Origin of the sequence: Streptomyces sp. URMC 124 (genome assembly GCF_051386455.1) — a bacterium.
GTDB lineage: Bacteria > Actinomycetota > Actinomycetes > Streptomycetales > Streptomycetaceae > Streptomyces.
Genome location: NZ_JBPQTS010000038.1, coordinates 1 through 12,348 on the forward strand (window position 1 = coordinate 1; position 12,348 = coordinate 12,348).

General features: G+C 72.0%; 9 protein-coding genes and 1 pseudogene. 9 read left to right on the forward strand and 1 reads right to left on the reverse strand.

Features of this window, described 5'->3' with window-relative positions; genetic code table 11:
* The 4 genes and pseudogenes from ACSNOG_RS10875 to ACSNOG_RS10890 all read left to right on the forward strand — a co-directional run.
* Positions 1-796 (forward strand): annotated as a pseudogene (locus tag ACSNOG_RS10875) (ABC transporter ATP-binding protein); the annotation flags it as partial.
* A 158-nt stretch (positions 797-954) separates the two neighbouring features.
* Complete coding sequence (locus ACSNOG_RS10880; protein WP_168094766.1) at positions 955-1,893, forward strand: FadR/GntR family transcriptional regulator; 939 nt, start codon at positions 955-957, stop codon at positions 1,891-1,893.
* Positions 1,894-2,327: 434 nt separating this feature from the next.
* The gene (locus ACSNOG_RS10885) at positions 2,328-3,878 is read left to right on the forward strand and encodes an RNA polymerase sigma factor (RefSeq protein ID WP_436752378.1); all 1,551 of its coding nucleotides are present in this window, start codon (positions 2,328-2,330) and stop codon (positions 3,876-3,878) included.
* 181 nt (positions 3,879-4,059) lie between these two features.
* The gene (locus ACSNOG_RS10890; RefSeq protein ID WP_436752379.1) at positions 4,060-5,148 is read left to right on the forward strand and encodes a S1 family peptidase; all 1,089 of its coding nucleotides are present in this window, start codon (positions 4,060-4,062) and stop codon (positions 5,146-5,148) included.
* Here ACSNOG_RS10890 and ACSNOG_RS10895 read toward each other — a convergent pair.
* Complete coding sequence (locus ACSNOG_RS10895) at positions 5,108-5,338, reverse strand: DUF7455 domain-containing protein (protein ID WP_106674942.1); 231 nt, start codon at positions 5,336-5,338, stop codon at positions 5,108-5,110. The genes ACSNOG_RS10890 and ACSNOG_RS10895 overlap by 41 nt on opposite strands.
* Before the next feature lie 442 nt (positions 5,339-5,780).
* On the opposite strand from ACSNOG_RS10895, the gene ACSNOG_RS10900 reads away from it, so the two are divergent.
* From ACSNOG_RS10900 to ACSNOG_RS10920, 5 genes are all read left to right on the forward strand, one after another.
* On the forward strand, positions 5,781-7,901 hold the full coding sequence (locus tag ACSNOG_RS10900; RefSeq protein WP_436752380.1) for a DNA gyrase/topoisomerase IV subunit B: 2,121 nt from the start codon (positions 5,781-5,783) through the stop codon (positions 7,899-7,901).
* Between the two features lie 214 nt (positions 7,902-8,115).
* Complete coding sequence (locus ACSNOG_RS10905; protein WP_436752410.1) at positions 8,116-9,273, forward strand: sensor histidine kinase; 1,158 nt, start codon at positions 8,116-8,118, stop codon at positions 9,271-9,273.
* A 131-nt stretch (positions 9,274-9,404) separates the two neighbouring features.
* Positions 9,405-10,082, forward strand: coding sequence for a response regulator (locus tag ACSNOG_RS10910; protein WP_436752411.1), 678 nt, complete (start codon positions 9,405-9,407; stop codon positions 10,080-10,082).
* A gap of 129 nt (positions 10,083-10,211) precedes the next feature.
* Positions 10,212-10,709: a DUF485 domain-containing protein gene (locus ACSNOG_RS10915; RefSeq protein ID WP_436752381.1), complete on the forward strand. Its 498-nt coding sequence runs from the start codon at positions 10,212-10,214 to the stop codon at positions 10,707-10,709.
* A complete protein-coding gene (locus ACSNOG_RS10920; protein WP_436752382.1) occupies positions 10,706-12,298 on the forward strand; it encodes a solute symporter family protein in 1,593 nt (530 codons plus the stop codon). The genes ACSNOG_RS10915 and ACSNOG_RS10920 overlap by 4 nt, the downstream gene beginning before the upstream one ends.
* Positions 12,299-12,348 lie beyond the last annotated feature (50 nt).

Below are 12,348 nucleotides of genomic sequence, written 5' to 3' on the forward strand. Positions count from 1 at the left end.
CCCCCGCGTCCACCCTCGGCTCCCGGCCCCCGACCCCGCCTGGCCGCTGCGCTACGAGCTGCGCCGCGCCACCGGCGTGCGGACCGGCTGGATCGTCGCGGCCGCCGCGCTCGCGGCCTCGCTGCTCGTGTCCGTCCTCCTCGCCCGGACGGGGTCCGCTCCGGCGCCCCGCGTGCTCACCGGCTGGCCCGCCCTGCTGCCGCTGCCGCCCGCCGTCTTCGGGGCCGGTCTCCTCGGCGCGCTGGCCTTCGGTCACGAGTTCCGCTATCCCGCCCTCGCCCCGGACCAGGGCACTGTCCCGCGCCGCCTCGGCCTGCTCGCCGCCAAGCTCGCCGTCACCGCCGTGTCCGCCGTCCTCCTCGCCCTCACCTCCCTCTTCCTCGACGCCGGCGCCCTCGGGCTCCTCTTCGGCGACGACGTCGTCTCCCTCCCGCGTGACTGGGCCGTCATGCTCGCGGGCTGGGCGGCGCTCACCCTGGGCTGCGCGTGGGCGGGGCTGCTCGCCGCCGGGCTCTTCCGGTCGGCGGCGCTCGGGATGGTCGCGGTGCTCGCCGTGCCGACGCTCGTGGTGCCGGTCCTGGGCAGCGTGCTCGCCGAGCCCGCGGCCCGCTCGCTCGTGGGGCTGCCGGAGAGGCTGCGCGCCGCCGCGGTCGTGCAATGGCCCTCGGGCATGGACCGGGGGGTCTCGGCCGCCCTGCGGCTGGTGTCCCAACCGGTCGGCTGGGCGCTCGCGTTGTCACTCACGGCACTTCTCGGGGCCTATGTCCTCGCCGTCTTCCGCGGCAGGCCGCGATGAGGCCCGCCGCAGCGCGCTCCGGGAGCCCCGACGCCCCTTCCCACGTGCGGAGTTGGCAGGTCGCGGCCATCACGCTCCGCATACGGACCATCTCGGAGAGTGCCCGATTCTGTCCGTTTGGCCGTCAATTGTGAGGTAATGGGCGATCACCCTTTCGTGTGCTTTTCACCAAAGACCTCAAGGGACTTCGAGGTGTCGCCGACAAAGGAGGCGTGAGTACCCTTGCGCACACCATGATGACCGCGGCTCGCCCCGCCGACTCCGGCCTCGCAGGCCCGGGCGAGCTTGACCGTTACTCCTACGCGGAGGCCTCCGGGCACGACCGCGGGGCCCCGCCGGCCTGGGACGGCGAGGCCGAGCTCAGCCGTGCCGGCCGCCGGGCCGCCGGCAGCCGGGGCCGTGGCCTGCACGGCCAGCTCGTCCAGCAGCTCGGCCAGATGATCGTCTCCGGGGACCTGGGCGCCGACCGCCCGCTCGTCCCCGAGGAGATCGGGCAGCGCTTCGAGGTCTCCAGGACCGTCGTCCGCGAATCCCTGCGCGTCCTCGAGGCCAAGGGCCTCGTCAGCGCGCGCCCCAACGTGGGCACCCGCGTCCGTCCCGTCAGCGACTGGAACCTCCTCGACCCCGACATCATCGAGTGGCGGGCCTTCGGCCCCCAGCGGGAGGACCAGCGCCGCGAGCTGTGCGAGCTGCGCTGGACGATCGAGCCCCTCGCCGCCCGCCTCGCCGCCGGCCACGGCCGCGAGGACGTCCAGCAGCGCCTGGCCGACATGGCCGAGATCATGGGCCACGCGCTGGCCCAAGGCGACTCCCTCACCTTCACGCGCGCCGACGCCGAGTTCCACTCCCTGCTCCTGCAGGTCGCCGGCAACCGCATGCTCGAGCACCTCGCGGGCATCGTCTCCTCCGCCCTGCACGTCTCGGGCGCACCCTCCGGCGGCTGCGACCGCCCCACCGAGGCCGGTGTCGGACACCACCTCCGCATCGTCGACGCCGTCGGGGCGGGCGACGGGTCCGGGGCGGAGGCCGCGATGAGGCAGCTGCTCATCGCCCACCCGGACGTCGAGCGCGTGGTGCCGGCGCCGCGCGAGCACTGACCGCGGAGAGGAGCGGGACGGTACGAGTGGGTTCGTACAGAAGGGCCGCACGCGCCGGGCCGGGCCAGGGCTCACGCGTGCGGCCGGATGCGCGACCGCACCCGTGAGCCGTCCGGTGGCGCCGGCGCCCCTCCCGGAACTCGGACCGGGACGCCAGGAAGTGGAGTGTTCTGTCCAGTTGGGCAGGGATTCGCTCCGTTTTGGGGTGTGACTCGGGCCACGGGGATTGGGCGTAACGCTCCTTGAGGCAGTGCGATGACTAAAGAGGTGGTGGACGCGGAGGGAATACGGGCCTCGTCCGGGGCGCTGTGTCCGTCTGCATCTCATCACCCGCGCGCCGTCGGTTCATCCATGCCGGCGGTCGTCGGAACCGGTTCCCCCCAGCAGGGCGGGCCGGGGCCGGAAGCCGTTTCCATCGTTCCGAGAGGTTGTTCGTGTCGGCCAGCACATCCCGTACGCTCCCGCCGGAGATCGCCGAATCCGAGTCTCTGATGGCGCTCATCGAGCAGGGAAAGGCCGAGGGGCAGATCGCCGGCGACGACGTGCGTCGGGCCTTCGAGGCTGACCAGATTCCGCCAACCCAGTGGAAGAACGTTCTGCGCAGCCTCAACCAGGTCCTCGACGAGGAGGGTGTGACGCTGATGGTCAGTGCCGCCGAGGCGCCCAAGCGCACCCGCAAGAGCGTCGCAGCGAAGAGCCCGGCGAAGCGCACCGCCACCAAGACCGTCGCCTCCAAGACGGTCACGGCCAGGCAGACCGCGTCCTCGGCGTCCGCCACGTCCGCCTCGGCGGCGTACGGCGACGACGAGAGCGCGGAGGCGCCCGCCAAGAAGGCCGCCACCAAGAAGGCGGCCGCGAAGAAGACGGTGGCGAAGAAGGCCGCCGTCAAGAAGACGGCGGCCAAGAAGACCGCCGCGAAGAAGGACGCCGACGAGCTCCTCGACGAGGACCTCGTCGAGGAGACCCCGACCCCGGGCAAGGGCGAGGAGGAGGACGAGACCGGCGAGAACAAGGGCTTCGTCCTCTCCGACGACGACGAGGACGACGCTCCCGCGCAGCAGGTCGCCGTCGCCGGCGCCACCGCCGACCCGGTCAAGGACTACCTGAAGCAGATCGGCAAGGTCCCCCTCCTCAACGCCGAGCAGGAGGTGGAGCTCGCCAAGCGCATCGAGGCGGGCCTGTTCGCCGAGGACAAGCTGGCGAACTCCGACAAGCTCGCCCCCAAGCTCAAGCGCGAGCTGGAGATCATCGCCGAGGACGGGCGCCGCGCCAAGAACCACCTCCTGGAGGCCAACCTCCGTCTGGTGGTCTCGCTGGCCAAGCGCTACACCGGCCGCGGCATGCTCTTCCTGGACCTGATCCAGGAGGGCAACCTCGGTCTGATCCGTGCGGTCGAGAAGTTCGACTACACCAAGGGCTACAAGTTCTCCACCTATGCCACCTGGTGGATCCGCCAGGCCATCACGCGCGCGATGGCCGACCAGGCCCGCACCATCCGTATCCCGGTGCACATGGTCGAGGTCATCAACAAGCTCGCGCGTGTCCAGCGCCAGATGCTCCAGGACCTGGGCCGCGAGCCCACCCCGGAGGAGCTGGCCAAGGAGCTCGACATGACCCCTGAGAAGGTCATCGAGGTCCAGAAGTACGGCCGTGAGCCGATCTCCCTCCACACCCCCCTGGGTGAGGACGGCGACAGCGAGTTCGGTGACCTCATCGAGGACTCCGAGGCGGTCGTGCCGGCCGATGCCGTCAGCTTCACCCTGCTCCAGGAGCAGCTGCACTCCGTCCTGGACACGCTCAGCGAGCGCGAGGCGGGCGTGGTCTCCATGCGCTTCGGCCTCACCGACGGCCAGCCGAAGACGCTCGACGAGATCGGCAAGGTCTACGGCGTGACGCGTGAGCGCATCCGCCAGATCGAGTCGAAGACGATGTCCAAGCTGCGCCACCCGTCCCGCTCCCAGGTCCTGCGCGACTACCTCGACTAGGACCGGTCGGACGACGACGACCCCGCAGGGCCCGGCACCTCTCCCGAGGAGCCGGGCCCTGCGGGCCGTACGGGTGACAGTACGGCTGATCCGGAGGCATGCCGTCCAGGTTCCGGATGCGCCGATCGCCCTGCGGGTTGACTCTGGGTGTGCAAGGAAACCCGCAGAGTCAGGAGATCGTATGCGTTCGCTGAGCTGTCTGCTGGCCGGATCGATCGCCCTGGTCTTCGCGGTCCCGGCCCCGGCAGTGGCGGACCGTGCGGTCGTAGGAGGGCAGGCCGTCAGGGCCTCGGAGGCGCCCTGGGTGGTGGCTCTGGGCAGCCGGCAGCGGTTCGGGGCAGCCCGGGCCGGGCAGTTCTGCGGCGGGGTCCTGGTGGGCCGCAGGACGGTGGTCACGGCGGCGCACTGCCTGAGCCGCGAGGTGCTCGGCGTCGACGTGGGGGAAGCGAGGGACCTGCGGGTCATCGTCGGCCGCGATGACCTGAGAGGCGCCGTCGGCGCCGAGATGGAGCCGCGGGACGCCTGGGTGAACCCCGGGTTCGACCCGGGCACCAACGCGGGCGACCTGGCCGTCCTCACCTTGCGCACCCAGGTGCCGGAGAGCTACGTGATCCCGGTGGCACCGCAGGGCGACGCCGCCTACCGGGTGGGCGCGAAGGCCACCGTCTACGGCTGGGGCGACGTGATCGGCAACGGCACGTACTCGGAGGTCCTGCGCGCGGCGAAGGTGCGGATCCTGCAGGACGCGGCGTGCGAGCGCGCCTATCCGGGGAGCGCCGACGGCGTCTTCCGCCGGGCCTCCATGCTGTGTGCGGGAATGCCGCCTCTGGGCGGGCGCGACGCGTGCCAGGGCGACAGCGGGGGCCCGCTCGTGGCGCAGGGCAAGCTGGTGGGCCTGGTGTCCTGGGGCGCGGGGTGCGGGCAGCCGCAGTACCCCGGGGTGTACACGCGGATGTCGGCCTACACGGCGCTGGTGGCGGCGCACAGCGGCGAGAGCGCTCAGCCGCAGGCTCCGGCGGCGCAGGGGCAGACTCCGGCCGCTCCCGGCGCTCAGCAGGGCGCCGTCGCGGCGCAGCCGCAGAAGCACAAGAACCACACCGCAAAGGTGCGCCGGAGCGTACGAGAGCGGGCGGCTTCCCCCGCGATGGGGGCAGCCGCCCGCGGCTGTCCGGCCGGGAGCCGGACCTCGCTCGTCGTCGGATGCGATGTGTCAGCGTTCCGCTACGGACTCAGCGGTCCTCGTCGGGCGCAGACGCCGGGGAGGCGGTGAGCCGCTCCGTCTCGTCCTGTATTTCCGCGGCGATCTTCTTGAGTTCTGGCTCGAACTTACGCCCGTGGTGGGCGCAGAAGAGCAGTTCACCGCCGCTCATGAGAACGACGCGCAGGTAGGCCTGAGCGCCGCACCGGTCGCAGCGGTCAGCGGCCGTCAGCGGGCTCGCGGGGGTCAGAACAGTAGTCACGTCGCCTCTTCTCTAGCTCGACGAGCTGTCGTACCAGGGTCAACATCCAACCAGGCCGAAAACGTTCCCGCTCGCGGCTTTTCCTCGAAAGTTCCCTCCGAGTCGCTTCCGAGTCGGCCAGATCTTGACGGTTGGCGGCGAATGAGCCGTATTGCGTGGGCCTACGGTTTCACATCGCTGGGGGCTTTCGTCCTCCCGGCCGGCTTGCCGGTGTTCTTGAGGACGTGCCCGGAGCCTAAATGGTTCATGCCTCCAAGGGAACGTGATGTGCACGTCACTCCATCGTGTCATCGAACGTGTGATCGAGTCCTGGACTAGCATGGGCGTTCCCACGGGTGGCTGCACAAAGGCTCTACCAGGCATCGGTACCCTCTGAACGGCAACCGGGCCGCCGGCCCGCCCGACCGGGGCCTAAAAGAAATTCAGCGAGGAGCGAACCCGCGTGACCGCCGAAACGTCCGTGCCGTCCACTGCGCTGCTGACCGGGGCAGACCGGGACGGGTCCAACTACACCGCGCGGCACCTGCTCGTCCTCGAAGGCCTGGAAGCCGTCCGCAAGCGGCCCGGCATGTATATCGGCTCGACGGACAGCCGCGGCCTCATGCACTGCCTCTGGGAGATCATCGACAATTCCGTCGACGAGGCGCTGGGCGGCTTCTGCGACCGCATCGACGTGATCCTTCACGACGACGGCTCCGTGGAGGTGCGCGACAACGGCCGCGGCATCCCCGTCGACGTCGAGCCCAAGACCGGGCTGTCGGGCGTCGAGGTCGTCATGACCAAGCTGCACGCCGGCGGCAAGTTCGGCGGCGGCTCCTACGCGGCCTCCGGCGGTCTGCACGGTGTCGGCGCGTCGGTGGTCAACGCGCTCTCCGCGCGCCTGGACGTCGAGGTCGACCGCAACAGCAGGACCCACTCGATCAGCTTCCGCCGCGGCGTCCCCGGCATCTTCACCGAGTCCGGCCCGGACGCCCCCTTCGACCCGGCCAACGGCCTGCTCAAGGGAAAGAAGATCCCCAAGGCGCGCGTCGGCACCCGCATCCGCTACTGGGCGGACCGGCAGATCTTCCTCAAGGACGCGAAGCTCTCCCTGGAGACCCTCTACGGGCGGGCCCGCCAGACCGCCTTCCTGGTACCGGGGCTGACGATCGTCGTCCGCGACGAGCGCGGCATCGACAGCGAGCAGGTCACCGAGGAGGTCTTCCGCTACGACGGCGGCATCAGCGAGTTCTGCGAGTACCTGGCGCAGGACAAGGCCGTCTGCGACGTGCTGCGGCTCAGCGGGCAGGGCACCTTCAAGGAGACCGTGCCGGTCCTGGACGACCGCGGCCACATGACCCCCACCGAGGTCACCCGCGAGCTCGGCGTGGACATCGCCCTGCGCTGGGGCACGGGCTACGACGCCACGGTCAAGTCGTTCGTCAACATCATCGCCACCCCCAAGGGCGGCACCCACGTGACGGGCTTCGAGCGTTCGATCACCAAGACCGTCAACGAAGTGCTGCGCTCGTCGAAGCTGCTGCGCGTCGCCGAGGACGACGTCGTCAAGGACGACGCCATGGAGGGGCTCACGGCGGTCGTCACCGTGCGCCTGGCAGAGCCGCAGTTCGAGGGACAGACCAAGGAGGTCCTGGGCACCTCGGCCGCCTCCCGGATCGTGGCGAACGTGGTCGCGAAGGAGCTCAAGGCGTTCCTGACCTCCACCAAGCGCGACGCCAAGCAGCAGGCGCGGGCCGTCCTGGAGAAGGTCGTCGCCGCGGCCCGCACCCGCATCGCGGCGCGCCAGCACAAGGAGGCCCAGCGGCGGAAGACCGCCCTGGAGTCCTCGTCGCTGCCGGCCAAGCTTGCCGACTGCCGCAGTGACGACGTCGAGCGCAGCGAGCTGTTCATCGTCGAGGGCGACTCGGCGCTCGGTACGGCCAAGCTCGCCCGGAACTCCGAGTTCCAGGCGCTGCTGCCGATCCGCGGCAAGATCCTCAACGTGCAGAAGTCGTCGGTCTCGGACATGCTCAAGAACGCCGAGTGCGGCGCGATCATCCAGGTCATAGGAGCGGGTTCCGGCCGGACCTTCGACATCGACGCGGCCCGCTACGGCAAGGTCATCTTCCTTGCCGACGCCGACGTCGACGGCGCGCACATCCGCTGCCTGCTGCTCACCCTCTTCCAGCGCTACATGCGCCCGATGGTCGAGGAGGGGCGGGTCTTCTCCGCGGTGCCCCCGCTGCACCGCGTGGAGCTCACCCACCCCAAGAAGGGGCAGGACAAGTACATCTACACGTACTCGGACGCCGAGCTGCGGCAGACGCTGCTGGAGCTGGAGCGCAAGAACGTGCGCTACAAGGACTCGATCCAGCGCTACAAGGGCCTGGGCGAGATGGACGCCGACCAGCTCGCGGAGACCACGATGGACCCGCGCCACCGCACCCTGCGCCGCATCAACATCAGCGACCTGGAGGCGGCGGAGCGCGCTTTCGACCTGCTGATGGGCAACGAGGTGGCGCCCCGCAAGGAGTTCATCACCAACTCCGCGGCCACCCTGGACCGCTCCCGCATCGACGCCTGACCGCGTTCCCGCATCGGGGCCGCCCGGGGCGGACCCCGGCTTACCGGCGCTTTCTCCACCCCAGGGTGGAGAAAGCGCCGTCGTGCATCTCCACCCGGCATCCACCCGTGCTCCGATCCGAGCCGGGGGCCCGGGCCGTAGGTTCGGATGCATCGCTCGTCGGCGCACGGCCGGCGGCCGCCCCGGCGGCAGGGTGGAAGGATCGCGCGTGCCGATGGAGAACTGGACGGCCTGGCCCGCCCGCGAGGCGCTCTTGCGGATGGGGGTGCCGCGGCGCAGACAGGTGATGACGTGGGGGGTCCGGGCCGCCGTGGCCGCCCTGGTCCTCTGGGGGGTGCTGCGGGAGGGCGCCTTCCACGGCTGGTGGTACGCCGTCCTGGCCGCCGGGCTGGGGGTCAGCGTCGCCGCGGTGCGGGCGTACTACCTCACCACGTTGGCCCAGCGGCTGGGGCCGTCCCTCGCGCTGGTGGGGGTGCTGCTGGCGCTGGGGGCGGTGTCGCAGGCGGCGGGGGCGCACGCGCCGGCGGCGGTCCTGTGGTGCCTGTGCGCGCTGCTCGGCATGGAGCGGCTGCCGATAGGCCACGGGCTGGCCGTCTCGGCCGTCGCCATGGGGGCGTACGCCCTGGCGAGCGACGAGCAGGCGGTGGTGATCGCCGGCACGGTGCTGGCCCTGCCCTTCATCGGCTACGGGCTCCGGCTGGACGACGAGGCGCGGGGGGCGGGGTTCCGGCTGCTGGCCCAGGAGCGGGCCGCGCGGCGGGCGGAGGCCGAGTCGGCGGCGCTGGCGGAGCGGGCCCGGATCGCCCGGGAGATCCACGACGTGCTCGCGCACAGCCTGTCCGCGCAGCTGGTGCACCTGGAGGCCGCCCGGCTGCTGATCGAGCGCGACGAGAGCCGGCAGCAGGTCCTGGACCGGGTGGTGGCGGCGCGGCGCATGGCCCGCGAGGGCCTGGCCGAGACCCGGCAGGCGCTGTCGGCCCTGCGCGGCGAGCTGACGCCGGTCGAGGAGTTCCTCCGGGAGTCCGCGGCGGGGGAGGGGGCGCGGCTGGAGGTGACGGGGGAACCGCGCGGCCTGTCCGCGGAGGCCGGGCTGGCGGTGCGCAGGGTCGCCCAGGAGGCGCTCACCAATGTGCGCAAGCACGCGCCGGGAGCGCCGGTGGAGATGCAGTTCACCTATCTGGAGGGGTGGGTGGAGCTCTGGGTCCGTGACCGCGGGGCGCGCGGAGCGTCCGCGGAGCTGGGAGCCACCGGTGCCGGGTACGGTCTGCTCGGGATGAGGGAGCGTGCCGAGCTGCTGGGCGGTTCGCTGGAGGCCGGACCGGCCGGGTCCGGGGAGGAGGGGTTCGTGGTGCGTCTGCGGGTGCCCGCATGACGGTGGGCGGAGACGGCGCCGTGAGCACCGGTGGCGGTGCTGGTGGCGAGGGCGGAGCCGGGGGAGCGGCGGACAGGGTCGCGCGCGTCGTGGTCGCGGACGACCAGACAGTGGTGCGCGAGGGGATCGTGATGCTGCTGGGTCTGCTGCCCGGCATCGAGGTCGTCGGGGCGGCGGCCGACGGGGAGGAGGCCGTACGGCTCGTCGCCGAGCACGCCCCGGACGTCGTACTGATGGACCTGCGCATGCCGCGCTGCGACGGAGTGGAGGCGACCCGGCGCATCCGGGCCCGCCACCCGGCCACTCACGTCGTCGTCCTCACCACCTACGCCGACGACGACTCGCTCTTCCCGGCGCTCCGGGCCGGGGCGCGCGGCTACCTCACCAAGGACGCGGGCGGTGAGGAGATCGTCCGGGCCGTCCGGCACGTGATGTCGGGAGAGGCGGGGCTGTCGCCGAACATCCAGCGGCGCCTCCTGGAGCGGCTCTCGGATCCCGCGGTCGCCGCCGCGGGAGGAGCGGGCGGTACGCACCCCGCTGCTGCTGCCCCCTTCGCATCCCCCCGCTCGGTCCCGCTCCGCCGGGAGCTCCCGGATGGGCTCACGGCGCGCGAGGCGGAGGTGCTGGCGCTGGTCGCCGACGGCCTGTCCAATGCCGAGATCGCCCGGAGGCTGCACGTGAGTACGGCGACGGTCAAGACACACATCAACAACCTCTTCGCCAAGACGGGGGCGCGGGACCGGGCCCAGGCCATGCGCTACGCCTTCCAGCACGGCATCGCACGGCCCCCGGAGTCATCCATCACCTGATGGGGTGAACGTCAGGGCGACGGCCGGGCTCGCATCCCGGCGTTCTGTCCATCCTTGGGTCCTCGGCGGCGGGTGACGGCGGTCAACCGGGCAGCGGTCGGCCGGGCTCGGCGACCCAAGGAGAGTGCGGTGGAGAAACACGACAGAGGCAGTACCGGAAGCCCCGGTGCCGGAACGATTCAGCCGGTCCGGGTGCTCTCCGCGCCGGAGGTCTACAGCGAGGTCCAGCGCAGTGCGGACTTCCGGGAAGTGCGCAGCCGCTACCGCCGGTTCGCCTTCCCGGCAGTCGCCGGCTTCCTGCTGTGGTACCTGGCGTACGTGGTGACGGCCACGGCAGCCCCCGGGCTGATGGCCCGGCCGGTGGCGGGCGCGCTCAATGTCGCCATGCTCGCCGGGCTCGCCCAGTTCGTCACGACGTTCCTGCTGACCTGGGCCTATGCCCGCCACGCGCGGCTGTACCGGGACCAGGCGGCGCTGGAGCTGCGCTGGGCGGTCACCCTGGAGACCCGCCAGGAGCAGATCTGCCGGGAACGGACCCGCCAGAAGCAGGCCGGCCAGGAGCAGACGCACCCGGGGGAGCCGCGCTGCGGCGCCCGACCGGTCCGTACCCGGAGCGAGCGGGTATGACGGGTACTCACCACTTTCTTGCCCTCGCGCTGTTCTGCGCCTTCGTCCTCGTCACGCTGGCCATCACCACCTGGGTGGGCCGTGAGCGCCGTGGCTCGCCGGAGGAGTTCTACGCGGGCGGCCGGCTCTTCAGCCCCCTGGAGAACGGTTTCGCCATCGCGGGCGACTACATGTCCGCCGCCTCCTTCCTCGGCGTCACCGGCCTCATCGCCCTCTACGGCTACGACGGCATGCTCTACACCGTCGGCTTCCTCGTCGCCTGGCTCGTCGTGCTGTTCCTCGTCGCCGAACTCGTCCGCAACTGCGGACGGTTCACCCTGGCGGACGTCCTGGTCACCCGGCTGCGCGAGCGCCCGGTCCGGATCGCGACCGGAACCTCCTCCGTCACCGTCTCCGTGCTCTACCTCGTCGCCCAGATGGTCGGCGCGGGCAGCCTGATGACGCTGCTGCTGGGCGGCACCGGCGCGGGCGCCCGCGCCTGGACCGTCGTCGGCGTCGGCGTGCTGATGGTCGTCTACATCACCCTCGGCGGCATGCGGGCCGCCACCTGGATCCAGATCGTCAAGGCGGTCCTGCTGCTGGGCGGCACGGTCACCCTCACCGTTCTCGTCCTCGTGCGCTTCCACGGCGACCTCTCCGCCCTGCTCACCACGGCGGCCGGCCGCAGCGGCCACGGTCAGGCCTTCCTCGCCCCCGGGCTGAAGTACGGCGGCGGCTGGATCTCCCGGCTGGACTTCGTGAGCCTCGGCCTCGCGCTCGTCCTCGGCACCGCCGGGCTGCCGCACATCCTCTCGCGCTTCTACACGGTGCCCACCGCCCGCGCCGCCCGCCGCTCGGTCGTCTGGTCCATCGGGCTCATCGGCGGCTTCTACCTGATGACCATCGTGCTCGGGTTCGGCGCCGCCGCGATCCTCGGCTCGGACGCCGTACGGGCCGCGGGCCCCGCCGGGAACAACGCCGTGCCGCTGCTCGCCCTCGACCTGGGCGGCGGTGCCGGGTCCACCGGCGGCACGGTCCTCTTCGCCGTGGTCGCCGCCGTCGCGTTCGCCACGATCCTGGCGGTCGTCGCCGGGATCACGCTGGCCTCCTCGGCCTCGGTCGCCCACGACCTGTACCGGACGCTGAGCCGCCGTGCCCGTACGCCCCGCAGCGAGGTGGCGGTCGCGCGCGTCGCGGCCGCCGGCACCGGCGCGGTGGCCATCGGGCTGGGGCTGCTGGCCCAGGACCTCAACGTCGCCTTCCTGGTGGGGCTCGCCTTCGCCGTCGCGGCCTCCGCGAACCTGCCCGTGCTCCTCTACACGCTCTTCTGGCGGCGGTTCACCACCCGCGGCGCCGTCTGGTCCGTCTACGGAGGCCTGGTCCCGGCGGTCGTGCTCGTCGTCCTCTCGCCGGTCGTCTCCGGCGGGCCGGGCGCGGTCTTCCCCGGCGCGGACTTCGCCTTCTTCCCGCTGGAGAACCCCGGCCTCGTCTCCGTCCCCCTGGGCTTCCTCGCCGGCTGGCTCGGCACGGTGACCTCGGCCGAACCGGCCGACGCCGGCGGCCACGCCGAGACGGAAGTGCGCTCGCTGACCGGAGCGGGCGCCGCGTGATGCCTCCGGCGGAGCCGCACCGACGCCACGCGGTGAGCGACAGGGCGGTA

Bases quoted from the DNA above. Each gene is read 5' to 3' on its own strand.
- ACSNOG_RS10920 (WP_436752382.1), top strand. From the start codon at position 10,706: ATGACGGGTACTCACCACTTTCTTGCCCTCGCGCTGTTCTGCGCCTTC.
- ACSNOG_RS10910 (WP_436752411.1), top strand. From the start codon at position 9,405: ATGCTGCTGGGTCTGCTGCCCGGCATCGAGGTCGTCGGGGCGGCGGCC.
- ACSNOG_RS10905 (WP_436752410.1), top strand. From the start codon at position 8,116: ATGGAGAACTGGACGGCCTGGCCCGCCCGCGAGGCGCTCTTGCGGATG.
- ACSNOG_RS10890 (WP_436752379.1), top strand. From the start codon at position 4,060: ATGCGTTCGCTGAGCTGTCTGCTGGCCGGATCGATCGCCCTGGTCTTC.